Source organism: Roseomonas sp. F4 (assembly GCF_053891155.1).
Map to the genome: position 1 here is coordinate 688,650 of NZ_JBSSHK010000001.1, position 24,250 is coordinate 712,899.

Below are 24,250 nucleotides of genomic sequence, written 5' to 3' on the forward strand. Positions count from 1 at the left end.
GCACGGCGTGGCGCAAGCATCGCCTGACGAATTGTTGCGGCAGGGCGCGGCGCGCCATGCGCAGGGCGACCTCGCTTTGGCGGAGCGGCTGTATCGCCGCGTGCTGAAGCTGCGGCCGGGGGATGGCAATGCGCTGAACCTGCTCTCCGTCGCCGCCCGCCAGCGGGGCGAGCTGGCGGCGGCCTTGGCGCTGTCGGCCGAAGCACTGGCGACGCAGCCCGACAGCCCGGTCTTCCTGGCCAGCCGTGGTGCCACTTTGGCCGAGGCTGGGATGCTGGAGCCGGCGGTGGCGGCACTGCGCGCGGCGCTGGCGCGGCGGCCGGCCGATGCGACCGCGCTGCGCAATCTGGGCCAGGCCCTCTGTGTCCTGGGCCGGGCCGGGGAGGCGGTGGCACCGCTGCGCCGGGCGGTGGAGATCACGCCCCGGGCGGGCGAGCCCTGGCTCGCCTTGGCGCATGCGCTGCGCGAATCGGGCCAGGATGGCGCGGCGGAGGCGGCGCGGCAGGCCCTGGCGGTGGCCCCGGCCCTGGCCGACCAGGCGCGTTTCCTGCTGGCCGCCCTGGGGGCGGAAGCCGCGCCGGACCGGGCGCCGGCCGGCTATGTGCGCGACCTGTTCGACCAATACGCGCCGCGCTTCGATGACGATCTGCAGGGCCGCCTCGGCTACCGCACGCCGGCGCTGGTGGCGGCGCTGCTGTCCCGATCCGGGCTGGCGGCGGATGGCAGGCGCCGCGTGCTGGACCTGGGCTGCGGCACCGGCCTGTCCGGCCTGGCGCTGAAGCCCTGGGCCAGGCGGATGGAGGGGCTGGACCTCTCGCCCCGCATGCTGACGGAGGCGCGGCGGCGCGGTCTGTACGACGCGCTGCATGAGGCCGATCTGGTCGACTTCCTCGCCACCCGCCCGGCCGGCTTCGATCTGGTGGCGGCGGTGGATGTGCTGAACTACCTGGGCGACCTCACGCCCGCTCTGGCCGGCATCGCCGGCGCGCTGGCACCCGGCGGCGTCGCCGCCTTCAGCCTGGAAAAGGGGCAGGGCGCCGCCTTCGCGCTGGGGGAGGGGCTGCGCTACCGCCACGACCCTGACCATGTCCTGGCCCTGGCCGCCAAGCTGGGCCTGACCCCGCGCGCGCGGGAGGAGGCGGTGCTGCGGGAGGAGAAGGGGGTGCCGGTGGCCGGCGTGCTGCTGGTGCTGGGCAGACTCAGCCCGCCGTGAAGGGCAGGGCGCCGAATACCGCCAGGTCCACCCGCCGCCGCTCCGCCAGCACATAGTCATAAAGCGGCCGGCAGGCGGGGATCACCTGCTCCCCCTCGGTCTGCGGCACGATGTTGTTCAGGTACTGGTACAGTAGCAGGTCATCGCCCTCCGCCGCGCCGCCATGCGGCATCAGGCCGCAGAAGCTGAAGCCCAGCGCCTCGAAGGCCTCCGCCATGGCGGCGGTGGCCGGGTCGGCCAGGGGCAGTTCCAGCAGCACCGTCGCCACGCCTTCCAGGCAGAAGCCGCGCAGGAAGCCCGCCACCACGGGCACCGCATCGGCGCCATAGGAGCGCAGCGCCAGCACCACATGGCCCCAATCGGCATAGTCCTTGGCCACGCTCAGCAGGGTTTCGCCCGTCGGAGCAACAGCGCCGGGCGGGCCGATGGTCGCCGGCTCCCCGAGCGTTGCGTAGATCGCCTCCAGCACCTGCCGGTGCCGCGCGGGCGGATGGATCACGCGCGGCGGGCCCTGGCGCAGGGCGCGGTAGAAGGCGATTTCCGATTGCCGCACGCCGCTGCCCGACAGCGCGCCTGCGATCGCCCAATCCGTGCTGACGCTGCCCAGATGCACATTCACCGGCTGCCCACCGCAGCGCAGCGCCCCGCGCTGGGACACGGTATGGGCCGTGACCGCATGCGCCAGCCCGCCGAGCAGCCCGCGCGCGGCCGCCACGCCATAGGCGAAGTCGAACAGGCGCGGCACCAGCGTGACATGGCCGCGCGCCTCCGGTGCCAGCACCAGATCGGTGCATTCCGGCACCAGCGGGTTCTGGCCGAAATCCAGGCAGAGATGGCATAGCACGCTGCCATACTCCGCCACCGCCACGAAGCTCAGCATCTCCTCCGCCGCATTGCGGCGAATCAGCTCCTCCGGGTCATAAAGATGCGTGTCGGGCTTGGTGTAGCCATAGGCGAGCCAGGCGCAGCGGGCGATGCCGGGCGCATCCTCCGGCTGGAAGGCGCGGAGCGTCGGGCGGGCATTGGCGCGGCGCTCGGTGGGCTCGGGTGGCGGCGGCAGCTCCGCCGGATGGGTGGCGGGGGGCAGGCGGAAGCGCAGATCGAAGCGCTTGCCCTCGCGGCCCAGATTCTCGAACAGCGCCTCATCCGCCATGCGGAAGGCGAGCATCAGGCCGAGCCCGCCGCCTTCCTCCGGTCCCGCCCCGGTTTGAGGCAGCCCGGGCTGCGGCAGGCTGGGCGTATAGGGCAGGCCCCAATCCTGCACATGCAGGATCAGCCTCGCACCCTCCACCCCCAGCCGCACCCGCACCAGCCCCTCGCGGCCGGCCGGGTAGGCATGGCGGACGGCATTGCCGACCAGTTCCTCCACCGCCAGCTCCAGGCGGCCGAGCTTGGCCTCGGGCAAGCCTTGCAGGGCGGCGGCCTGGCGGGCAGCGGCCTGGGCGACGGGCACCGCATGGTCGCGATTCGGCAGGTCGAGTTGGAACAGGTCTGGCATCACGGCTCCGGGCGCTGCCCGGTCTTTCCGCGGCGCGGTGCGGGAGTCTGCCTCCAAAGCGGCCGCCTGTCAGCCCGCGGCCGCCAGCAGCCCCCTCGCCAGGGTCTGCACATCCGTGGCCGCGGGACTGCCGGGATGGCGGGTCAGCAGCGGGGTCTGGTGGCGGATGGCGTCCGGCACCTTGGCATCGCGCCGCACCACGCCGGCCAGCGGCAGGCCACGTTGCAGGAAGCGCCGGGTGGCGGCTTCCAGCGTCGCATGGGTGCGCTGGCCGGAGGCGGGGCTGCTGGCCAGGTTGACGACCAGCCGCGCCGGCTGGGCGCCGCTATCCTGCGCATGCAGCTTCAGCACGGCATAGGCATCGGTCAGGCTGGTCGGCTCCTCCGTCGCCACCACCAGCAGCAGGTCGGCCATGGCCGCCAGCCGCCGCTGCGGCGCCTCCACCCCGGCGCCCAGGTCCAGCACCACATCCTGGAAGCGCTCCGCCAGCCGACGCGGCAGGGCCAGCGCCGCCTCCAGCGCCGGACCCGAAAGGCCGGCCAGCGCGCCGCTGCCCGAACGCCCGGGCATGAGGGAAAAGCCGGCCGGCAGGGGCGTGGCGGCATCTTCCGGCGCCATGCCGGCCAGCACGGCCGTCAGGTCCCGCGCCGGGTTCAGGCCGAGCTGGACATCGGCATTGGCCAGGCCGAGATCGGCATCCATCAGCACCACGCGGCGTCCCTGCTGCGCCAGGGCCTGCGCCAGGGTGATGGACAGCCAGGTTTTGCCGACGCCCCCCTTGCCCGAGGCGATGGCGATGATCCGTCCGCTCAAGATGCAATTCCCTCCCGCAGGGCCGGGGCGGCGAGGCGCCCGGCCAGCCAATCCGGCGACAAGGGCTCCAGCCCGCCCATCGCATCCGGCCCGGTGCCGGCTTCCGTCAGCTTCAGGCCGGTGGCGGCCGCCGCCAACACGCCGCCCAGCCGCCGCGCGGCGTCGAGCCGGGTCGGCAGCAGCCATTGGCAGCCGAGCAGGCGGAAGGCGCTTGCGGTCTCCGCCGCTTCATCCGCATCCAGCCCCGCCGGCAGCACCAGCACCGGCGAGCCCTTGGCCACATCCAGCAGCGCCACCAGCCCCCGGGCGCCGACCGGGTTGAAGGGGTCGCAGCCCGGCAGGTCCACCAGCACCGGCTGGCCCTCCGCCCGCCGCGCCAGCGCCTTGGCCAGGGCGGCCGGGCCGCTGGCGATGGCCAAGGGCAGGTCTAGCACCCGGGCGAAGGCGGCGAGCTGTTCGGCCGCGCCGGCTTTCTTGCCATCGGCGGTGATCAGCAGCGGCCGGGCGCCGGCCAGCACCAGCCTCGTGGCAAGCTTCGCCACCGTCAGCGTCTTGCCCGCGCCGGGAGGGCCGGCCAGCAGCATCGGCGCCGGGCCGAGCGGCAGCTTGGCGAAGCCCAGCACCGTGCCCAGCGCTGCCGACAGCTTGCCCTGCGCCAGCTTTTGCGCCAGCGCCACCGGCACGTTGTGGCGGGCGAGGTCGGGCGGGATGGGCCGATGGCTGCGCAGCGCATCCGGCGCGATCATCAGCGGCTCATCGTCCTGTTCCTGCGCCGCCGTCACCTCCACCCCGCCGGCGACGCGGCGGGTGGAGAGCAGCACAGCATCCTCGCCCAGCTCGGCGCGCAGCTGCGCCATGGCATCGGACATGCGCGCGGCACGGATGACGCGCAGCTTCATGACACGCCCCCTACCGTGCGGATGCGGGCGCGGGCGTGGATTTCAGTATGCGCCAGCACGCTGGTGGCCGGGCGGAAGCGTTCCACCACGGCGCGGACATGGGCGCGGATGGAACCGGAGCAGACCAGCACCGCCGGCTCACCCGCCGCGCTTGCCGCATCGAAGGCACTGCGCAGCGCGCCCATGAAGGCGGAGAGCTTCGACGGTGCCATGGCGAGCTGCTTTTCCTCGCCCGGCCCGACCAGCGCTTCGGCGAAGGCCTGTTCCCATTCGCCGGACAGGGCGATGATGGGCACATAGCCATTCGGCCCGCGCGCCGCGTCGCTGATCTGCCGCGCCAGGCGCATGCGCACCGTGGCCAGGATCGGCCCGAGGGAGCGTGCGCCGGCCGCCGCGGCTTCCTGCATCCCTTCCAGGATGGTCGGTAGGTCCCGGATGGAAACCCGCTCTGCCAGCAGTGCCTGCAACAGCCGCTGCACGGTGCCGATGCTGGCCTGGGCCGGCACCAGGTCGGAGACCAGCCGCTTATGCTCCGGTGCCATCTCGTCCAGCAGTTTCTGGGTCTCCGCGAAAGACAGCATCTCGGGCATGTTCTCGCGGGTGACCTCGGTCAGATGGGTGGCGAGCACGCCGGCGGCGTCGACCACGGTGCAGCCCAGCGCCAGCGCCTCCTCCCGTCGGAATTCCTCGATCCAGGCGGCGGGCAGGCCGAAGGTGGGTTCCTGCACCCGCTCCCCGGGAAGGGCAGGCGGGTTGCCGGAAGGGTCGATGGCGAGGTGCAAGGGCGGCTTCAGCACGCCGCGCCCGGCCTCGATCTCCTTCACCCGGATCACATAGGTGTCGGGCGGCAATTGCAGATTGTCCTGGATGCGGACGCTGGGCAGCACGAAGCCCAGCTCCTGCGCCGTGGTCTTGCGCAGGGTGCGGATCTGTTCGGACAGGCGCGGCGCGTCGCCGGCGGCGAGGCTCAGCAGGCCGTAGCCGAGCTCCAGCCGCAGCAGGTCCATCTTGAGCGAGTCACTCAGCGGTGGCTCGCCGGGCGGTGGCGGCGGCGCTTCCGCCACCGCGCGCTTCAGCAGCACCATCTGGTGCTGCATCCGCGCGCCCCAGGCGGCGGCGCCGGCAATGGCCAGGAAGGGGATCAGCGGCATGCCCGGCAGCAGCCCCATCACCAGGGCGGCGCCGGAAGCCAGCGCCAGCGGCTTGGAACCGCCGAGCTGCAGCACCAGCGCCTCATCGGCCCGACCCTGGACGCCGCCCTTGGTGACGACGATACCGGCGGCGAGTGAGACCAGCAGCGCCGGAATCTGGCCGACCAGCCCATCGCCGACCGTCAGCATGGAATAGGTCGAGACCGCCTCGCCGAAAGGCAGGCCCTGGCGGATGGTGCCGATGGCGATGCCGGCCAACAGGTTGATCATCGTGGTGACGAGGCCGGCGATGGCATCGCCGCGGACGAATTTCGCGGCACCGTCCATGGCGCCGTAGAAGCCGCTTTCCTCCTCCAGCTCCCGCCGCCGCGTGCGCGCCTGTTCCTCGGTCAGCAGGCCGGCGGACAGGTCCGCATCGATCGCCATCTGCTTGCCGGGCATCGCATCCAGGCTGAACCGCGCCGCGACTTCCGCGATGCGGCCTGAGCCCTTGGAGACGACGACGAAGTTCACCAGCAGCAGGATGGCGAAGACGATGAGGCCGACCAGCACGTCGCCGCCCATCAGGAAGCCACCGAAGGCGGAGATCACGCTGCCGGCCGCCGTTGGCCCCTCATGCCCATGGGTCAGGATGGCGCGGGTGGTGGCGACGTTCAGCGCCAGGCGCAGCAGCGTGGTCAGCAGCAGCACCGTCGGGAAGCTGGTGAAGTCCAGCGGCCGCGTCATGAACAGGGCCACCATCAGCACCAGCACGGAGGCGGTGATGGACAGCGCCAGTCCGACATCCATCAGCCAGTTCGGCAGCGGCACGACGAGCACCGCCACCAGCAGCACCACGCCAAGCCCGAGTGCGACGTCGCCGCCCGGCCGGGCGCGAATCAACCAGGCCGGAATCACGATCGATCCCATGGATCAGATGGCGATTTGCAAGGGGGTGGGCGGCTGGCCCGGCGCGGGCGGCACGGCGATGCCGGCGCTGCGGTACTCGCCCAGCTTGTTGCGCAGCGTGCGGATGGAAATGCCGAGGATCTCCGCCGCGCGGGTGCGGTTGCCGAGGCAGTGGGTGAGGGTTTCCAGGATCAGCTCCCGCTCCACCTCCTCCACCTTGCGGCCGACCAGGGAGGCCACCTGGCCTGGCGGTTCGGGGGTGGGGCTGGCGGAGGGGGCCGCGGATGGGGTGGCGATCGCGACCGTAGGCGCGGCAGGGCGCGTCAGTTCGATCGCCTCCGGGCCGATCTCATGCCCCTCGGCCAGCAGCACGGCGCGATGGATGGCATTCTCCAGCTCCCGCACATTGCCGGGCCAGGGATGCGCCAGCAGGCGATGGCGCGCCAGCGGCGACAGCGGCCGTTCGGGCAGACCGTTCACCTGAGCGTAGCGGATGCAGAAATACTCGGCCAGCGGCAGGATATCGGCGGTGCGCTCGCGCAGCGGCGGGATGCGCAGCGACACGACGTTCAGCCGAAAGTACAGGTCCTCCCGGAACCGGCCGGCCACGACCTCGGCCGACAGGTCGCGATGCGTCGCGGCGATGATGCGCACATCCACCTTGATCGGCGCGCCACCACCCAGCCGGTCCACCTCCCGCTCCTGAATCACGCGCAGGATCTTGGCCTGGAGGCGCGGGTCCATCTCGCCGATCTCGTCGAGCAGCAGCGTGCCGCCTTCGGCCTGTTCGAACTTGCCCTTGCGGGCGGCCACGGCACCGCTGAAGGCGCCTTTCTCGTGGCCGAACAGCTCGGATTCCAGCAGCGTCTCCGGCAGCGCGGCGCAGTTCAGGGCGACGAAGGGACCGCGGGCGCGCTTCGAGATGTTGTGCAGGTGCCGCGCCATCACCTCCTTCCCCGTGCCGCTTTCCCCGGTGAGCAGGACGGAGGCCTCGGCGCGCGCCAACTGCGCCGCGCGGGCCATCAACGCCAGCATGGAAGGGTCGCGCGCCACTGGACCATCGCCGGCCTGCGGCGCCGCGCCGGCGGCTTCCAGCATGGCGATGATGAGGTCGGCATCGGGCGGCAGCGGCAGGAAGTCGCGCGCGCCACCCTCGATGGCGCGCACCGCGGCATCGGCATCCTCGGCGCGGCCACAGGCGACCACCGGACAGGCGATGCGCTCGGCGGCCAGCGCCTGGACCAGCCAGACCACATCATGCCGCAGATCGACCAGCGCCAGATCCGCACCTTCGCCACGAAGACGTTCCAGCCCGGCGGCGACACCTTCCGCATGGCCAAGCTTGGCGCCGCGCGCGATGGCGACGCGCGCCGCCGCGCCCAGCTCCCCCTCCAGCGAACCGATGATGAGCAGCCGAGCCATGGCCTCAGCCGCCCCGGTCGGATTTGACGATTTCGGTCATGGTCACGCCGAGGCGGTTGTCATCCACCATCACCACCTCGCCACGGGCGACCAGGCGGTTGTTGACGTAGATGTCCACCGCCTCGCCGAGCTTGCGATCCAGCTCCACCACCGCGCCGCGGCCGAGCTTCAGCAATTGCGAGACCTGCATGGTGGCGCGGCCGAGCACCGCACTGACCTGCACCGGGATGTCATAGACCGCATCCAGATCGCGCGGCCCACCGGCATTGCCGCTGCTCTGCTGCGCATCCTGCGCCGGCACCGCCTCGAACCCATCCTGGGATGTCATGGCGTCAATTCCTTATCTGTCTCAGGCCGGAGCCCGGCAATGGTCAGCACTTCCGCGATCGCGGCGCGGCGGTCGTCCAGTGAAATCACCAGCGATCCGTCGCGCCAGACCAGCCGCGCATCGCCGGGCGCCAGGGCCGCATCGGCCATCACTTCCGGCGCGCGGGGGGGCAGGCGGGCGGCGACGGGCGTCGCCAGATCGGGGGCGACATGCAGCACCGCCTCCGGCCGATCGGCGATGGCGGGCAGCAGCGGCACCACCAGCCGCGTCACGATCTCCGGCCCCAGCCGTTCCAGCGCGCCGGGCAAGGCGAGGTCCATCGCCTCCAGCAGCAACTCGGCCAGGGCCTGGGCCGCCTCATCCGCCGCGCGCCGGCCGGCGGCCTCGGCCTCCGCCAGCAGTGCGGCGCAACGTTCGACGGCGCGCTGAATGGCGGCTTCCTGCGCCCTGGCCTGATCGGCGCGGCCCTCCTTCAGCCCGGCCGCGTGACCGATGGCGCGGCCCTCCACCACCCCCTCCGCCCGCGCTTCGGCGGCCAGCGCCTCGGGGTCGGGCGGCGGCGGAGGTGGCGGCGCCGGGGGGGCGCCGAGGTCGGGCAGGCGCAGCAGGTGCCTCATGTCAGCATCTCGTCATCGCGCCCATCAGCGATGACGATCTGGCCCTGCGCGGCCAGGTCCTTCGCAATGCCGACGATCATTGCCTGCGCCTCGTCCACCTCGCGCAGCTTCACCGGACCCATGCCGGCGAGATCGTCCTTCAGCAGCTTGGAGGCGCGTTCCGACAGGTTGCGGAAGAACATGTCGCGCAGCGTCTCCGACGCGCCCTTCAGCGCCAGCGTCAGCTTGTCCTTCGGCACGGCGCGCAGCAGGGCCTGGATGCCCTGGGCGTCGAGGCGCTGCAGATCGTCGAAGGTGAACATCAGCGCGCGGATCTTCTCCGCGCTCTCGCGGGAACGTTCCTCCAGCGCCGTCAGGATGCGGCCTTCCGCGGCGCGGTCGAGGTTGTTGAAGATCTCGGCCATGACTTCATGCGCATCGCGGCGCGAACCGCGCGCGAGGTTCGACATGAATTCCATGCGCAGCGTGCGCTCGACGCCTTCCAGCGCTTCCTTCTGCACCGTCTCCATCCGCAGCATGCGCATCACCACTTCCATGGCGAAGCCTTCCGGCAGCAAAGACAGTACGCGGGCGGCGTGGTCCGGGCGGACCCTGGACAGCACGACGGAGACGGTCTGCGGGTATTCGTTCTTCAGGTAGTTCGCCAGCACCGCCTCATTCACATTGCCCAGCTTGTCCCACATGGTGCGACCGGCCGGGCCGCGGATTTCCTCCATGATCTGGGCGACGCGCTCCTTCGGCAGCGTCTTCAGCAGCATCCGCTCGGTGCTCTCGTAGGAGCCGACCAGATGCCCCGCCTGGCCGAGCTGGGAGGAGAACTCCCGCACCACGTCCTCCACCGTCGAGGCGCTGACGGAACCCAGCGCGGCCATGGCCAGCGACAGGTCGCGGATCTCATCCTCATGCAGCCGCGTGAAGATCTTGGACGCATGCTCCTCGCCCAAGGCGAGCATCAGCGTCGCCGCCTTCTGTGGCCCCGTCAGCTCGACCATCAAAAATTCTCCGGCGGGACGAGCCATCGGCGCACAACCGTGACCGCGGCATCGGGATTGTTTTCAACCATCTCAACCAGGGCTGCGAGGGCGGAGGCGCGCATCTCACCCTCCACCTTGGACAGCTTCACCATCTGCTCGTCCGCCGGGTCCCCGCCGCCGCCGTCCTGCGCCAGAAGCGGCGTGCCGTCGGGCCCGGCGACCTGGGCGGCGCCGGTGATGGTGCCATTGGCCTGGGCCAGCGCGGCCTCGGCGGCGGTGGCGAAGGTCACCGTGGTGCCGTCCGGTCCGACGCCCACCAGCACGGGCTGCGGCTGCATCGCCAGCACCAGGCGGTTCGCCACCGGCTTGCCGATCAGCAGGATGGCGGCCAGCGCCACCAGCGCCAGGATGCCCGATTCCAGCAACCGCCCCAGCATCGCCGGCGGCAGCGCCTGGCCGAGGATGGAGAAGCCCTCATTCCCGGCATCGGCCAGCGGCGGCTCGGCGAAGCGCAGGCTCACCACCTCCACCTTGTCGCCACGCTGTTCGCTGAAGCCGATGGCGGAGCGGGCGAGGGCCATGATGCGGCCGATTTCATCCGCATTGCGTTCGCGGAACCGCGGCGGCGCGCCATCCGGCTGCGGTTCCCAGATGCCGTCCACCAGCACGGCCAGCGAAACGCGACGGATCGAGGGCTGTTCGCGCACCGTGTTGCGAGTGGTGCGGCCGATCTCGAAATTCGTCGTCTCCTCCTGCCGCTGCTGCTCCGAACGGTTGCCGCCATTCTGCGCATCGGCGCCCGGCAGCTGATTGGCGACGGAGACATTGCCGGCCTCTCCGCTGCGGTTGCTCTCGGTGCTGGACTGGGTGGAGCGCGGGACCTGGTTCTCCGGATCGAAGCGTTCCTCCATGGTCTGGACGCGGTCGAAATCCATCTCGACCGAGGCCTCGGCCCGCACCCGGCCGGGGCCGAGCGTGCGCTCCAGCAATTCCTCCACCGCGCGGGACAGGCGCAGTTCCTGGCCGCGACGCATCTCCTCCCCGGTCTGGGCGGCGGCGGGGCCGGTCAGGGCCTGGCCACCGCGGGCCAGCAATTCGCCCCGGCTGTCGACGATGGAGACCTGCTGCGGGCGCAGGCCGGGCACGGCGGCGGCGACCAGGTGCAGCACGGCCTGCACGCCTTCCCGGTCCAGCCGCTGCGCGCCCTGCATGGTCAGCACCACGCTGGCCTGCGCCTCACCCCTTTCGCGGGAGAAGGGTTCGCGACGTTGCAGCACCAGATGCACCCGGGCGGTGCGCACACCGGACAGCGCGCGGATGCTGCGCGCCAGTTCACCTTCCAGCGCCCGCAGCCGGTTCACATCCTGCTGGAAGGGCGTGGTGGTCAGGCTCTCGCCCCGGTCGAAGATTTCGTAGCCGATGGAACCGCCGGAGGGCATGCCCTCCCGCGCCAGCATCAGGCGGATGCGCGGCACTTCCGATTCCGGGACCAGAAGCTGGGCGCCGCCGGCGGCCAGGCGATGGGGGATGCGGGCGCGTTCCAGGGCCGCGACCATCTGCCCGGCATCGCGCGGGTCGAGATCGCCATAGAGCAGGGCCATCGGCGGTTCGGAGGCGCGCATGGCCAGCATCGCGACCAGGCCCAGCACCGCAAGGCCAATGCCCGCCAGCGCCGCCAGCCGCAGCATGCCCAATCCGCGCAGCTGGGACATCAGCCCACCCAAGGCTTGTCCCCCATCCGCATGGCGCCGCCGGCGCCAATTTTCGCTGATCGCATCCTGCCATCCCCGAGCCGGCCCATGCCGACTGGGCAGGTTTTGCCGGGGGCGGGGTAACGGCACCGTTAACGGGCGGCGGATTTGTCCTCCTGGGACGGGTATACCAGACCCCATCCAGGGGAAGGCTAGGCCGGCCGTGGCGCCGAATGGCGCCCGCCGCGATGGCGGCGCAGCCAGGCGCAGAAGGGCGGATCGGTCACGATCCGCTGGGCGCTGTATTACCCGATCTTGCGGTCGTAGGTGATCCACATGGTCCGCGTCGCCAGCCGGTCGTAGACGCCGCGGCCGCGGTAATTGTCATCCGCCGTGATCCAGCGGATCACGCCCCAGCCGCGCTGCCGGCCGATCTCCGTCACCGCCTCGATCAGCGCATCGGCGATGCGCTGGCCGCGCGCGGCGGGGTCGACGAACAGGTCGTCCAGATAGCCGCCGGCGCCGGCGGCCAGTGGGCGTGAAAACTCGCGGTAATGGGCAAGGCCGATGGGACGCCCCGCCGCATCCTCCGCCACCAGGGCCTTTACCGGATGGGCGGGGTCCATGATCCAGCCCCAGACCCGCGCGCGCATCTCCGCCGTCTGCTCGACATTGTAGAAGGCGGCGTAGCCGGCATAGAGCCGGTCCCAGTCGTCGCGATGATGCGGGGCGAGGGCGGTGATGCGGCTCATGCGGGGTCTCCCAGTCGGATGCGCCCCGCGGCGGCAAGCCCGAGGCAGATGGCGCCGACATGCATGGACTGGCCGATAAGCCCCTGCGGCAGCGCGTCCAGCACCTCCGCCACATGGGGGCACTCGACCCGGATCAGCTCGGTCGGCTCGGGCGTTGCCGGGGCCACCAGACGGACGCCGGTGGCCAGCACGACATGCAGGCGGTTGGTCTGGATCGCCGGGTTGGCATGGCCGGCGCAGAGGTAGCGCCAGTCGCCGCCGCCATAGCCGGTCTCCTCCAGCAATTCGCGCTGGGCGGCCGCGACGGCATCCGCATCCTCGGCATCCATCACCCCGCCTGGCAGTTCCAGCGACCAGCTCTGCGCGCCATGGCGCCACTGGCGCACCAGCACCAGGCGGTCATCCGCCGTCAGGGCGACCACCGCGCACCAGTCGGGATAGTCCAGCACATACCAGGGCGCGATCTCCACCCCCGCGCCGGTGCGCAGCCGGTCGGCGCGCAGGCGGATCCAGCGATCCTCGACCAGGATTTCGGAATGGGTGGTGGTCCAGGGCGGGGCATCGGGGTCCATGCGCCACCCTGGCGCGGCCGGGTGGGGCTCGGCAAGGGTGGGGCGTAACAGCGGCGTAACCTGGGGCGTAACCGGCGCGACGTAGCGGGCGAAGCGGCTGTGGAACGTCTGGCAAAGGTCCCACCCCCATGCATCGCCGCACCCTGCTTGCCCTGGCCCCCCTGCTGATGGCGGTCTCCAGCCGCGCCGAGGCCCTGCCGCGGCGAATCAACCACAAGGCCGGGGTGGCGCTGGATGGCCATGACACGGTGGCCTGGTTCACCGAGGGCCGGCCGCGCCGGGGCAACCCGGCCTTCCGCGCCGATCATGCGGGCGTTGCCTGGCATTTCGCCTCCGCCGACCATCTGGCCCGCTTTCAGGCTGCGCCGGCCGCCTATACGCCCCGCTTCGGCGGCTTCTGCGCCTTTGGCGTCGCGCGCGGCTACAAGGTGGATATCGATCCGGAGGCATGGCACATCCGGCAGGGTGTGCTGTACCTGAACTACGACCTGGGGGTGCAACGGCAGTGGCTGCGCGACGTCACCAGCTTCATCGCCCGGGCCGAGGCCAATTGGCCCCGGCTGGCCGATGCCTGAGATGCCATCGGCCTGCCTGTCGCTTGGCGTGCCGCGCATGGCGCTAGGGGACGGCGCCCAGCGATCGGCGCAGGAGGAACGCTGGGGCGGGCTGCTGGCGGCCGCCCAGGGTGGCGATGCCCGCGCCTATGACACCCTGTTGCGGGAGGTGACGCCGCGCCTGCGCCAGATCGCCCGCGCCCGCATCCGCGACGCGGCGGAGGTGGAGGATGCGGTGCAGGACGCGCTGATGACCATCCATGCGCTGCGCCATACCTATGACCCCGCCCGGCCCTTCGGCCCTTGGATGAGCACCATCGCCAGCCGCCGCGCCATCGACCGGCTGCGCCGGCGCGGCCGCGGCGCCGGCCGGGAATCCAATATCGACGACCTGCCGGAATCCGCCGCCTCGATCGCGCCGGTGGCGGAGGAACGCATCGCCGCGCGCAACCTGCGCGACGCGGTGGCCGAGTTGCCGGAAAGCCAGCGCACCGCGCTGCGCCTGGCGAAGCTGGAGGATCTGTCGCTGACCGAGGCCTCCGCGCGCTCGGGCCTCAGCGTCGGCGCGCTGAAGGTGGCGACCCATCGGGCGATGCGGTCGCTGCGCCGCCGCTTCGGCGTTGGAGAAGGAGTTGATCGTGCAGACCGATGACCTGATCAGCCGCCTGTCGCAGGGCCTCGCCCCGGTGCGCCGGGTGACGCCGCCCATGCAGGCGGCGCTGAGCTGGCTGGCCCTGGCCTTCGCGGTGGTGGCGGCGGTGGTGGCGTTGTCGGGCTTTCGGCACGATATCGAGCAACGGCTGATGCTGATGCATGAGCAGGTGAACATGGCGGCGGCGCTGGCCACGGGCGCGGCGGCGGCGGTGGCCGCCTTCCACCTGGCGCTGCCCGATCGCAGCGAACGCTGGGCGCTGCTGCCGCTGCCCTTCGCCGCCTTCTGGGTCTCCGGCCTCGGCTGGGGCTGCCTGACGGAGTTCGTCGAGCGTGGCTGGCCGGCACTCGGCCTGAGCCTGGGCTGCATGAGCTTCATCGTCGGCTTCGGTGTGCCGCTGACGCTGGGCATGCTGTGGATGACGCGCCATGCCGCCCGCATCCGCCCCGGCCCCGTCGCCGCCCTGGCCGGGCTGGCGGCGGCGGCCATCGCCTCCGTCGGCCTGTCGCTGGTGCATCATCTGGATGCGGCTGCGATGGTGCTGATCTGGCATGGCGGTTCGGTGCTGCTGGTGATGCTGCTGGCGCGGCTTTGGGGCGCGCGGGCGATGCGCGCGATGCAACGCTGATTCAGACGGCGTTCCAGATCAGGGTGGCGCCCGACAGCGCCAGCAGCACCAGCACCACATCCTGGAAGCGCCGGTCGCTCAGCCGGCGATAGGCGCGGATGCCGAGCCAGGCGCCGGCGAAGGTGCCGGGCAGGGCGATGGCGGCCATCAGGCCCAGCCGTGCGGTGACCAGCCCGCTGGCCGTGTGCCACAGCACCACGGCGCCCAGTATGGCCAGGTTGAAAAGCTGGAACACACCGCGCCGCTGGTCCTTGCCCCAGCCGCGCAGCGTGGCCCAGATGGTGGGCAGCGGCCCGGACAGCCCCGCCAGCCCGCCCAGTACCCCGCCACCGAACCCAACCGCCGCATCGGCCATCCGCCCGCCCCAGGCGATGCGCGGCTGGAAGCGCCCGAGCAGCATGAAGGCCGCGTAGCCCAGCAGCAGCAGCCCGATGCCGAGCCGGAAGGCGCCCAGATCCAGCCGTGTCAGCAGCAGCGTGCCAAGCGGAATGCCGACCAGCCCGGCGATCACCATCGGCCAGACCCGGCGATGGTCCACCGCCGGCCAGATGCCCGGCAGGTTCTGCGCCTGCGCCGCGACGGAGCAGATGGCGACCAGTGTCGCCGCCGGCGCCGGTTCCAGCACATGCAACCAGAAGCCGAGCGCGATGAGGCCCGTGCCAAAGCCGGCGAGGCCGGAGACGAAGCCGCCGGCGAAGGCCCCGCCCAGCAGCAGGGCCATCGCCGTGGCGCTCATCATCACACGGCTTCGCGCCGCAGCTGGTCCTTGAGCTCCCGCCGCAGCACCTTGCCCATGGCATTGCGTGGCAGAGCGGGCATGAAGCGGATGTCCTTCGGCACCTTGTAGCGCGAGAGGCGATCGCGGCAGAGCGTCGCCAACTCCTCCACCGTCACATGCATGCCAGGTCGGGTGACGACGAAGGCGGTGACGGCTTCCCCCCAATAGGGATGCGGGGCGCCGGTAACGCCGCATTCCGCGACGGCGGGATGCGCCAGCAGCACTTCCTCCACCTCGCGCGGATAGATGTTCTCGCCGCCGGAGATCACCATGTCGTTCTTGCGATCGACCAGATAGAGGTAGCCTTCCTCATCCTGCCTGGCGAGATCGCCGGTGACGAACCAGTCGCCGCGCGTGCCCGCGGCGGTCTGCTCCGGCAGGTTCAGATAGCCCGAGAACATGTAGGGGGAGGAGACCCACAGCTCCCCGACCTCGCCCTGCGCCACCGCCTGGCCGTCAGCGTCGCAGATCTTCATCTGCGTCGCCGGATAGGGCAGGCCGACGCTGGCCTGCTTGCGCAGCTGGTCGGGCGGGCTCAGCGAGCAGGCGATGGAGGTCTCGGTGGTGCCGTAGCGTTCATACAGCTTGCCCTCGCCGAAGAAGCCGACGATGCGTTCCTTGGTGGCCTGCGGCAGCGGCGCGGTGCCGGAGATGGCGGCCTTCATGCTGCGCACATCGTAGCGCGCACGCGTCGCTTCCGGCAGCGCGAAGAGCGCGGCGAAATGGGCGGGCACGATATAGGCGCTGGTGGCCTGGATGCGGGTGATGGTGGTCATCAGCGCCTCGATGTCGAAGCGCGGCATGACTTCCACGAAGCCGCCGAAGAAGATCGGCGTCAGCGCCATCAGGAAGCCGGCGCCGTGGAACATCGGCGTGGTGGCGACGGCGCGGTCATAGGGCGTGTAGCATCCATGTTCCGCCGCCATCGCATAGGCCGACAGCACGCGGCCGCGATGCGCCAGCCGCACGCCCTTCGCCCGGCCGGTGGCGCCGGAGGTATAGGGGACGGAGAAGATATCGCGCTCATCCACCTCCACCGCGCAGGGGCCGCTGGAGGCCTCGGCGAGCAGCGCCTCATAGTCCGGGCCGATGACGATGAAGCGTTCGACGCTGGCGGGTGCGGCGGCGCGCGCGGCATCCTCCAGCGCGGCGGAAACAAACATCACCCGCGCGGCGCTGTCGTCGCAGATGAAGCGGATTTCCGGGGCGGAGGCGGCGGGACCGATGGTGGCGGCGGCGATGCCGGCTTCGGCCATGCCGGCGACGATCTCGACATATTCGAGACAATTCGCCGAGAACACCGCCGCATGTTCCCCATGCCGCAGGCCGAGCCCGGCATGGCAGAGATTGGCGACGCGCGCGATGCGCTCCACGAGCCGCGCATAGGTCAATTCCCGCCCGGTCTCGCGCATGGCGATTTTGTCGGGGGTGCGGCCCGCGGAGGCGCGGATACCATCGGAGATCAGCATGCAGCGCGAGGCGCCGCGTCGGGCGAATTCAGCCATGCGCGGCAGGATCGGGGTGCTTTCGCACTGCTGTCAATGGACAGGACATTGACAGCGGTCGCGCAACGGGGCGCGATAGGCGACATGGCACGTCCCCACATCGAATGGATCCAGGCGCAGGCGCTGCCCTGGCAGCCCGACGCCGTCGCCGCCCGGCCTGGTGCCGAGGCCAAGATTCTCTCGCGCGATCCGGAAAGCGGGGCGCTGTCCTGTCTGCTGCGCTACCCGCCCGGCTATCGGCTGGGCGCGGAGCATCTGCCGGTGGATGAGGAATTCTGGGTGCTCGATGGTGGCATCGAGCTGGACGGGATCGCCTATCGCGAACACAGCTATGCGCATCTGCCACGGCTTATGCCGCGCAGTGGATTTCTGGCGGTTGATGGGGCGGTGGTGCTGACCTTCTTTTCCGGCACGCCCGAAGCGCGGCCTGGCGCTGCGGCGCAGGGTTTCGATGAACGCCGCTTGGTGCGGCACCTTTCCGCCACCGACAATGTCTGGGACGGCGACTTCGCCGCCATGGGCCTGGAATCCATGGCCGCCACCGCCCGCATGCGCACGCTGCGACGCGACCCCGACAGCGGCGAGGTCACCTACCTGACCTGCACCATGCCCTTCCGCCAGGGCGAGCGCAGCGAGCGCCATCCCGTGGTGCAGGAGTTCTTCCTGATCTCCGGCGAATTGGCAGGCGATTTCGGCGTGATGCATTCGGGCGCTTATTGCTGGCGCCCGCCGATGATCAAGCACGCGCCTTATGGTTCCTGGACCGGCACCGTGCTGCTGTTCCGCTCCATCGACGGGCCGCAGAGCACGCTGTGGGAGGACCCGGACCAGGCCTTCACCTGGAAGCCGGATCACAAGCCGGTGCTGCCGCCCGATCTGGCGCCGCTGATGGCTACGCCCTGGACGCGGCCGGAGCGTTACTGAGGGATCGTTGACTTGTATCCAAGTTGATGCCTAGCCTTGTCCGGACATTACGGCGCCGGCCTCGCGCTGGCGTGAGGAGGATGCCGTGAACGCGCCACGCCGCCTGTTGCTCACCGCCGCCGCCTTGCTTGCCAGCCTCGGCATGACGCCGCAGCCGGCCGTCGCGCAGGACCGCACCATGGTGATGGCCATGGTATCCACGCCGCGCGGCTTCGACCCGGATATCTGGGTGCCCGGCCAGATCGAAGCTTCCGTCAATGTCTATGAGGGGCTGACCCGCTTCGGCACCCGCACGGTCGAGGGCCGCACGGAGCTCGACCCCGGCAAGGTGGAGCCGCATCTGGCGGAATCCTGGACGGTGTCGGAAGACGGCAAGGAATACGTCTTCCGCATCCGCCCCGGCGTGCGCAGCCCCTTCGGCAATGAGCTGACGGCCGCTGATGTCGTCTGGACTTTCGCGAAATCCGATGCCCAGCGCCGCACCGGTCTGTTCATCCGCAACGTGGCCCGTATCGAGAGTGTGGAGGAAGTTTCGCCGCGCGAGGTGCGCTTCCGCCTGCGCGATGCCAACCGCATCTTCCTCAGCGTGCTGACGCTGCACATCCCGGCGATCTTTGACAGCACGGAGGCGAAGAAGCACGCCACGGCGGAGGACCCCTTCGCGGCGCGCTGGCTCGGCTCCAACACGGCCGGATTCGGCCCCTATCACGTGCAGTCTGTGACGGCGGGGCAGCAGGCGATCTTCGTCGCCAATCCGAACTACGTCTTCGAACGCCCGCATTTAAACCGCATCGTCTGGCGCGAAGTGCCGTCCCCGGCCACGCGCGTCGCATTGGTGCGCACCGGCCAGGTGCAATACGCCGAACAGATTCCGTTGCAGCAGATCGCGGACATCCGCCGCGACCGCAATATCCGCGTGGAAAGCGTGGCCGCGCCGGGCAGCGCCACGGTGCGCATGAATCCGCGCATCGCGCCCTTCGACAATGAGAAGGTGCGCCAGGCCGTTGCCTATGCCACCGACTACAATGCGATCGGGGAGGCGGTGTTCCTGGGCCTCGGCACGCGCAGCCGTTCCATGCTGAACCCGCCGATTCCCGGCGCGATCGACGCCTATACCTTCGAGACCGATTACGACCGTGCCCGCGCGCTGCTGACGGAAGCCGGCCACCCGAACGGCCTGGACGTCACGCTGGAATACAGCACCAACTGGTGGTGGGAGGAGCCGCTGGCCCTGCAGATGCAGGCGAGCCTGGCGCGCGCCGGCATTCGCGTGACGCCGCGCCGCATCCCGGCGACGGAGATGACATCGCGCCGCGCCATCAATGTGTGGACGCTGCCCTTCATGACGCATCTGACGTCCTCCTTCGTGCCCGATCCCTCCTACAACATGTTCCTCACCGCCCATTCGCGTGGCGGGTCCAACGTCAACGGCAACAACAATGCTGAGCTGGACCGGCTGATCGACGCTTCCGTGGTGGAACGCGACGATGCGAAGTGGCTGGAACTGGTGGCGGAGGCGCAGCGCAGCCAGGCGAACAGCGCCACCTTCGTCGAGACCTTCCTGCCCGGCACGCATGAGGTGTTCAATGCCTGCATGCGCGGCTTCACATGGCGGCCGCATAACCGGCTGGTCTGGAAGGATCTGGTCTGCCAGAGGTGAGTCTTTCGACCTTCCTGCTGCGGCGCGCGCTGGTCGCGCTGCCGGTGCTGCTCGGCATCCTGTTCCTGACCTTCATGCTGGTGCGGATCGGGGACCAGGATCCGGTGGCGATGCTCGCCGGGCCGATGGCCGATGCGCCGATGCTGGCGCGCATCCGCGCGGAGCTGATGCTGGACCAGCCGCTTCTGACGCAGTTCTGGGGATATCTCGGCCGGCTGGTGCAGGGTGATCTCGGCATGTCCTGGCAGGGCAATTCGCCCGTCACCCAGGCCATCGCAGACCATCTGCCGGCGACGCTGGAGTTGGTGACGCTGGCGGTGGGCATTGGCGCGCTGGTCGGCGTGCCCCTCGGGCTGCATGCAGCGGAACGGCCGAATGGCTGGTTCGATCAGGCGTCGCGCTTCGGTTCGCTGTTCGGATTCTCGCTGCCCACCTACTGGCTCGGGCTGATGGCGATCTTCGTCTTCTTCTACCTGCTCGGCTGGGCGCCGGCGCCGATGGGCCGCATTTCCATGATGGTGACACCGCCGGAGGTGGTGACGGGTTCCGTGCTGATCGACAGCCTGATCGCCGGGAACTGGGAAGCCGCCTGGTCCGCGGCCGGGCAGCTCGTGCTGCCGGTCGGCTGCTTCGCCATCGTCGCCACCGCGCCGATCATCAAGCACACCCGCGCCATCGCCATCGAGGTGATGAGCTCCGACTACATCCGCTACGCCCGCGCCTGCGGCTTCCCGCGCCGTGTCATCCGCCGCATCGCGCTGCGCGCGGCGCTGGTGCCGGTGATCACCTTCGTCGGGTCCGAATTCACCTCGCTGCTCGCCGCCGCCAGCCTGATCGAATTCGTCTTCGCCTGGGGCGGGCTCGGCCATTGGGGGCTGAACGCCATCCTGCTCGGCGATTTCGCCGCCGTGCAGGGCTATGTGCTGGTGCTGGCGCTGGCCTCCGTGCTGGTCTTCGCCCTGGTCGACCTGATCGTGCTGCTGCTGGAGCCGCGGGCGCGGGCATGAGCTTCACCCATGTCCTGGGCATCGCCCGCCGCAGCCCGACTTTTGCCGTGGGCTTCGGCATCATCCTGGTCTTCGCACTGATGGCCGCCTTCGCCGATGTGCTGGCGCCGCTGCCGCCGACTCTGTCCTTCCCCTATGCGACGCTGAGGCCGCCAGGGACGGACCAGTTCCTGCTGGGCAGCGACGGCAATGGGATGGATGTGTTCTCCCGCACCATTCATGGCGCGCGCTACGCCTTCGGCATTGCCCTGCCGGCCGGCATCATCATGGCGGTGGTCGGCATTCCGTTGGGCCTGATCGCAGGCTGGCGCGGTGGCTGGGTGGATGAGGTCCTTCTCCGAATCCTCGACGTGCTGAGGGCTTTCCCGACCATCATCCTGGCGCTGGCGATCGTCGCCGCGACCGGGCAGGGGTTCCTCAACGTCATCCTGGTGGTGGGCTTTCTAGACAGCCCGATCTTCGCGCGCATCGTGCGGGCGGAGGTTCTGGCGCTGCGCAACGCCACCTTCGTGCGCGCCGCCGTCGCTGCGGGCAATCCGGAATGGCGCGTGCTGCTGGTGCATATCCTGCCCAACGCCATCCTGGGCGCCACCGCGCAATTGCCGCTTCGCATGGCCTGGGCGGTGCGCATTTCCGCGACCCTGGCCTTCATCGGCATCGGCGTGCAGGCGCCGGCGCCGGAATGGGGGGCGATGATCCGGCAGGGTGCGGAATATGTGATCTCCGGCGAATGGTGGGTGGCGCTGTTTCCGGGCCTCGCACTGATCGCCATGGTGTTGGGGCTGAACCTGGCGGGCGATGGGCTGTCCGACCTGCTGGACCCGAAGCGGCGGGCGACGGGCAAATGACGCTGCTCAACGTTCAGGACCTGCACGTCGAATTCGCCTCGCGCGGCTTGGACAACAAGCTGCGCATCGCCCAGGCGCTGAACGGTGTTTCCTTCACCGTTTCGGCCGGCGAGGTGGTGGGGCTGGTGGGGGAGACCGGCGCCGGCAAGTCGCTGACCGCCCTCGCCGCCATGGGTCTGCTGCGCCCGCCGGCGCGCATCCCCCGCGGCTCCATCCGCTTCGAGGGCCAGGAGATCATCGGCCAGCCCGACCGCATGCTGGAGAAGATCCGCGGGCGGCGTATGGCGATGATCGTGCAGTCGCCGCTGACCTCGCTTGACCCGCTGAAGCGCGTCGGCGACCAGCTGGTGCGCATGCAGCGTGTGCACGGCACCGCGCGCGGCGCGGCGGCGCGGGCGAAGGCGGAGGCAATGCTGGCCGCCGTGCGGATTCCGGACCCGGCGCGGCGCATGCAGGCCTGGCCCCATGAGTTGTCGGGCGGCATGGCGCAGCGCGTGCTGATCGCCATGGCACTGGTCAACGACCCGGCCCTCATCATCGCGGACGAGCCGACCACGGGCCTCGACGTGACCGTGCAGGCGCAGGTGCTGGATACGCTGCGGGACATCGTGGCGGCCCGAAACCTCGGCGCCCTGGTCATCACCCATGACCTCGGCGTGGTGGCGCATTACTGCCAGCGCGTGGCCGTGATGTTCGCCGGCCAGATCATCGAGGACGGGCCGGTGCAGCAGGTCTTCGCCCGTCCCGCCCATCCCTATACCCAGGCGCTGATCGCCAGCACGCCGGGCCGCATCGCGCAGCTTGGCTGGACACTGACCGGCGGCACGCCGCCCGATCTCTACAACCTGCCGACCGGCTGCCTGTACCGCGACCGCTGCCCGCGCGCGACCACCGCCTGCCTGGCCGCTCCGCCCCGCATCGCCGTCTCCGACAGCCACGGCGCCGCCTGCCACTTTGCGGCGGAGGCGGCATGAGCACCGTCCTCTCCGTCCGCAACCTGCTCCACCGCTTCCCAGGCGGCGTGCACGCCGTCAACGATGTCTCCTTCGACATCGCGGCCGGGGAGACGCTGGGGCTGGTCGGTGAATCCGGCTCCGGCAAATCCACCATTGGCCTGCTGGTCACGCGGCTGCTGGCGCCGACGGCTGGGCAGATCCTGTTCGAAGGCGAGGACATCACCCATCTCGGCGCCGCCGCCCTCCGCAAGCTGCGCGCGCGTCTGCAGATCGTCTTCCAGGACCCCTGGGGTGCGCTGAACCCCCGCATGACCATCGGGCGGCTGATGGAGGAGCCGCTGACGCTGCACGGCCAGGGCGATGCCGCCAGCCGCGCGGCGGAAATCCGGCGGCTGGCGGATCGCGTGCGCCTGCCCGCGGCCTCCCTCGCGCGCTATCCGCATGAATTGTCGGGCGGTCAGTTGCAGCGGGTCTCCATCGCGCGGGCCATCGCCAACCGGCCGAAGCTGATTGTGCTGGATGAGCCGACCAGCTCGCTCGACCTCTCGGTGCGTGCCGGCATCCTGCAATTGCTGGACGATTTGCAGCGCGAATCCGGCGTGGCCATGCTGTTCATCAGCCATGACCTGGAAACGGTGCGCCTCGTCTCCCATCGCGTGGCCGTGCTGTATCTGGGGCGGGTGGCGGAACAGGCGGCGGCGGAGCAGCTATTTGCCAACCCCGCGCATCCCTACACCCAGGTTCTGCTTTCAGCGCATCTGCCACCCGATCCCTTCTTGAAGCTGCGGCGGCATGAGGTGGTGGGCGAAATCCCATCCCCCGTGAACCTGCCCCCCGGCTGCTTCTTCGCCGGCCGCTGCCCGTTGGTACGGCCCGACTGCACCGCCGGTCCGCCTCCCTTCGAGGAGGTGGAAGCCGGCCACCGTGCCGCCTGTGTCCGCATCGCGGACGGCACCAACCACCTTACCCCTGCCGAGGAACGTCCATGACCACCTTCGACCCCGCCGCCACCCGCACCGGCTATGGCGCGATCGACATCGTGGTGAATGTCTTCACCCCGGAAGCCTTCGCCGAGGGCCGCATCCCGACCGATGACCGCTTCCGCAGCCAGGTCCGCACCAAGGAGGATGACCGCCGGGGCGTCTCCATCGAGGACTACCTGCGCAAGATGGACCGCGCCGGCATCGAGCGGTCCTTCCTGATCGCCGTGCGCTGCGGCGACCTGCGGGTGCGGGGCTCGATCGAGATCCCCTATGAATGGGTGCGCGACATCTGCGCGAAGTATCCGGACCGCTTCTCCGGCCTCGCCGGCATCGACCCGACGCGCGGCATCGCCGGGCTCAAGGAGTTGGACGTCGCGATCAAGGAGTACGGCTTCGTCGGCGGCCACCTCTACCCGCACTGGTTCAGCGAGGCGCCGGATGCGGCGATCTACTACCCCTATTACGCCCGTTGCGCGGAACTGGGCGTGCCGATCATGATGCAGGTCGGGCACTGCCTGGTTTATCAATCCGACCGCCGCCTGCCTTCCGTCGGGCGGCCGATGACGCTGGACCGGGTGGCGATGCACTTCCCGGAACTGACCATCATCGGCATCCATCTGGGCTACCCCTGGACCGATGAGATGATTTCCGTCTGCACCAAACACCCGAATGTGTACATGGCGGGTGATGCCTATGCGCCGAAACATTGGCCACAACAGGCGGTCCACTATGCGAACACCTACGGCCAGGACAAATTCCTGTTCGGCACGGATTGGGCGGTGATCGACCCGGAGCGCGCGATGAACGAGATGCACGACCTTGCCTTCCGGCCCGACCCGCTGAAGAAGATTTTGCGCAACAACGCCATCAAGATCTTCAACCTCAAAGACACGCCAGCATGAGTCGATCCGGCCAAGACAGTCGCGACCTGCGGCCG

General features: G+C 70.3%; 24 protein-coding genes. 11 read left to right on the plus strand and 13 right to left on the minus strand.

The features are described from left to right. Positions 1–7 precede the first annotated feature (7 nt). The gene (locus tag ACVFYP_RS03280; protein WP_499198691.1) at positions 8–1,213 is read left to right on the plus strand and encodes a class I SAM-dependent DNA methyltransferase; all 1,206 of its coding nucleotides are present in this window, start codon (positions 8–10) and stop codon (positions 1,211–1,213) included. Here ACVFYP_RS03280 and ACVFYP_RS03285 read toward each other — a convergent pair. From ACVFYP_RS03285 to ACVFYP_RS03335, 11 genes are all read right to left on the minus strand, one after another. Beyond that, complete coding sequence (locus ACVFYP_RS03285) at positions 1,200–2,711, minus strand: ATP-binding protein (RefSeq protein ID WP_499198692.1); 1,512 nt, start codon at positions 2,709–2,711, stop codon at positions 1,200–1,202. The genes ACVFYP_RS03280 and ACVFYP_RS03285 overlap by 14 nt on opposite strands. 69 nt (positions 2,712–2,780) lie before the next feature. Continuing rightward, on the minus strand, positions 2,781–3,524 hold the full coding sequence (locus tag ACVFYP_RS03290; protein ID WP_499198693.1) for a nucleotide-binding protein: 744 nt from the start codon (positions 3,522–3,524) through the stop codon (positions 2,781–2,783). Continuing rightward, a complete protein-coding gene (locus ACVFYP_RS03295) occupies positions 3,521–4,423 on the minus strand; it encodes a flagellar biosynthesis protein FlhF (RefSeq protein ID WP_499198694.1) in 903 nt (300 codons plus the stop codon). The genes ACVFYP_RS03290 and ACVFYP_RS03295 overlap by 4 nt, the downstream gene beginning before the upstream one ends. Beyond that, positions 4,420–6,471 (minus strand): flagellar biosynthesis protein FlhA, encoded by a 2,052-nt coding sequence (gene flhA / locus ACVFYP_RS03300; RefSeq protein ID WP_499198695.1) that lies wholly within the window; start codon positions 6,469–6,471, stop codon positions 4,420–4,422. Before flhA ends, ACVFYP_RS03295 begins: the two co-directional genes overlap by 4 nt. Before the next feature lie 15 nt (positions 6,472–6,486). Next, positions 6,487–7,884, minus strand: coding sequence for a sigma 54-interacting transcriptional regulator (locus ACVFYP_RS03305; RefSeq protein WP_499198696.1), 1,398 nt, complete (start codon positions 7,882–7,884; stop codon positions 6,487–6,489). Positions 7,885–7,888: 4 nt separating this feature from the next. After that, positions 7,889–8,212 carry a flagellar motor switch protein FliN gene (fliN, locus tag ACVFYP_RS03310; RefSeq protein ID WP_499198697.1) on the minus strand — a complete coding sequence of 108 codons (324 nt, stop codon included), beginning with the start codon at positions 8,210–8,212 and terminating at the stop codon, positions 7,889–7,891. Continuing rightward, positions 8,209–8,829, minus strand: a complete 621-nt coding sequence (locus tag ACVFYP_RS03315) for a FliH/SctL family protein (RefSeq protein ID WP_499198698.1) — start codon at positions 8,827–8,829, stop codon at positions 8,209–8,211. Before ACVFYP_RS03315 ends, fliN begins: the two co-directional genes overlap by 4 nt. Then, on the minus strand, positions 8,826–9,821 hold the full coding sequence (gene fliG / locus ACVFYP_RS03320) for a flagellar motor switch protein FliG (protein WP_499198699.1): 996 nt from the start codon (positions 9,819–9,821) through the stop codon (positions 8,826–8,828). Before fliG ends, ACVFYP_RS03315 begins: the two co-directional genes overlap by 4 nt. Further along, entirely contained in the window at positions 9,821–11,515 is a 1,695-nt protein-coding gene (gene fliF, locus ACVFYP_RS03325; RefSeq protein WP_499198700.1) for a flagellar basal-body MS-ring/collar protein FliF, read from the minus strand. Before fliF ends, fliG begins: the two co-directional genes overlap by 1 nt. A gap of 284 nt (positions 11,516–11,799) precedes the next feature. Continuing rightward, positions 11,800–12,246, minus strand: coding sequence for a GNAT family N-acetyltransferase (locus tag ACVFYP_RS03330; protein WP_499198701.1), 447 nt, complete (start codon positions 12,244–12,246; stop codon positions 11,800–11,802). Next, positions 12,243–12,818 carry an NUDIX hydrolase gene (locus ACVFYP_RS03335; RefSeq protein ID WP_499198702.1) on the minus strand — a complete coding sequence of 192 codons (576 nt, stop codon included), beginning with the start codon at positions 12,816–12,818 and terminating at the stop codon, positions 12,243–12,245. Before ACVFYP_RS03335 ends, ACVFYP_RS03330 begins: the two co-directional genes overlap by 4 nt. A gap of 128 nt (positions 12,819–12,946) precedes the next feature. On the opposite strand from ACVFYP_RS03335, the gene ACVFYP_RS03340 reads away from it, so the two are divergent. From ACVFYP_RS03340 to ACVFYP_RS03350, 3 genes are read left to right on the plus strand one after another with little or no spacing between them, the layout of a single operon-like run. Next, positions 12,947–13,393 carry a YHS domain-containing (seleno)protein gene (locus ACVFYP_RS03340; RefSeq protein WP_499198703.1) on the plus strand — a complete coding sequence of 149 codons (447 nt, stop codon included), beginning with the start codon at positions 12,947–12,949 and terminating at the stop codon, positions 13,391–13,393. Beyond that, positions 13,386–14,024: an RNA polymerase sigma factor gene (locus tag ACVFYP_RS03345; protein ID WP_499198704.1), complete on the plus strand. Its 639-nt coding sequence runs from the start codon at positions 13,386–13,388 to the stop codon at positions 14,022–14,024. The genes ACVFYP_RS03340 and ACVFYP_RS03345 overlap by 8 nt, the downstream gene beginning before the upstream one ends. Then, a complete protein-coding gene (locus ACVFYP_RS03350) occupies positions 14,011–14,652 on the plus strand; it encodes an NrsF family protein (RefSeq protein ID WP_499198705.1) in 642 nt (213 codons plus the stop codon). The genes ACVFYP_RS03345 and ACVFYP_RS03350 overlap by 14 nt, the downstream gene beginning before the upstream one ends. 1 nt (position 14,653) lies before the next feature. On the opposite strand, the gene ACVFYP_RS03355 is transcribed toward ACVFYP_RS03350, so the two are convergent. Both ACVFYP_RS03355 and ACVFYP_RS03360 read right to left on the minus strand, forming a co-directional pair. Continuing rightward, the gene (locus tag ACVFYP_RS03355) at positions 14,654–15,391 is read right to left on the minus strand and encodes a sulfite exporter TauE/SafE family protein (RefSeq protein ID WP_499198706.1); all 738 of its coding nucleotides are present in this window, start codon (positions 15,389–15,391) and stop codon (positions 14,654–14,656) included. Then, a complete protein-coding gene (locus ACVFYP_RS03360) occupies positions 15,391–16,935 on the minus strand; it encodes a class I adenylate-forming enzyme family protein (protein WP_499198707.1) in 1,545 nt (514 codons plus the stop codon). Before ACVFYP_RS03360 ends, ACVFYP_RS03355 begins: the two co-directional genes overlap by 1 nt. A gap of 84 nt (positions 16,936–17,019) precedes the next feature. On the opposite strand from ACVFYP_RS03360, the gene ACVFYP_RS03365 reads away from it, so the two are divergent. The 7 genes from ACVFYP_RS03365 (at position 17,020) to ACVFYP_RS03395 (ending at position 24,215) form a co-directional block, all read left to right on the plus strand. Further along, on the plus strand, positions 17,020–17,859 hold the full coding sequence (locus ACVFYP_RS03365) for a cupin domain-containing protein (RefSeq protein ID WP_499198708.1): 840 nt from the start codon (positions 17,020–17,022) through the stop codon (positions 17,857–17,859). Positions 17,860–17,944: 85 nt separating this feature from the next. After that, positions 17,945–19,519 (plus strand): ABC transporter substrate-binding protein, encoded by a 1,575-nt coding sequence (locus tag ACVFYP_RS03370; protein WP_499198709.1) that lies wholly within the window; start codon positions 17,945–17,947, stop codon positions 19,517–19,519. Then, positions 19,516–20,526 (plus strand): ABC transporter permease, encoded by a 1,011-nt coding sequence (locus ACVFYP_RS03375; RefSeq protein WP_499198710.1) that lies wholly within the window; start codon positions 19,516–19,518, stop codon positions 20,524–20,526. The genes ACVFYP_RS03370 and ACVFYP_RS03375 overlap by 4 nt, the downstream gene beginning before the upstream one ends. Continuing rightward, the gene (locus ACVFYP_RS03380) at positions 20,523–21,374 is read left to right on the plus strand and encodes an ABC transporter permease (protein ID WP_499198711.1); all 852 of its coding nucleotides are present in this window, start codon (positions 20,523–20,525) and stop codon (positions 21,372–21,374) included. The genes ACVFYP_RS03375 and ACVFYP_RS03380 overlap by 4 nt, the downstream gene beginning before the upstream one ends. Further along, positions 21,371–22,348, plus strand: a complete 978-nt coding sequence (locus ACVFYP_RS03385) for an ABC transporter ATP-binding protein (RefSeq protein ID WP_499198712.1) — start codon at positions 21,371–21,373, stop codon at positions 22,346–22,348. Before ACVFYP_RS03380 ends, ACVFYP_RS03385 begins: the two co-directional genes overlap by 4 nt. Then, positions 22,345–23,319 carry an ABC transporter ATP-binding protein gene (locus tag ACVFYP_RS03390; protein WP_499198713.1) on the plus strand — a complete coding sequence of 325 codons (975 nt, stop codon included), beginning with the start codon at positions 22,345–22,347 and terminating at the stop codon, positions 23,317–23,319. The genes ACVFYP_RS03385 and ACVFYP_RS03390 overlap by 4 nt, the downstream gene beginning before the upstream one ends. Then, on the plus strand, positions 23,316–24,215 hold the full coding sequence (locus ACVFYP_RS03395) for an amidohydrolase family protein (protein WP_499198714.1): 900 nt from the start codon (positions 23,316–23,318) through the stop codon (positions 24,213–24,215). Before ACVFYP_RS03390 ends, ACVFYP_RS03395 begins: the two co-directional genes overlap by 4 nt. Positions 24,216–24,250 lie beyond the last annotated feature (35 nt).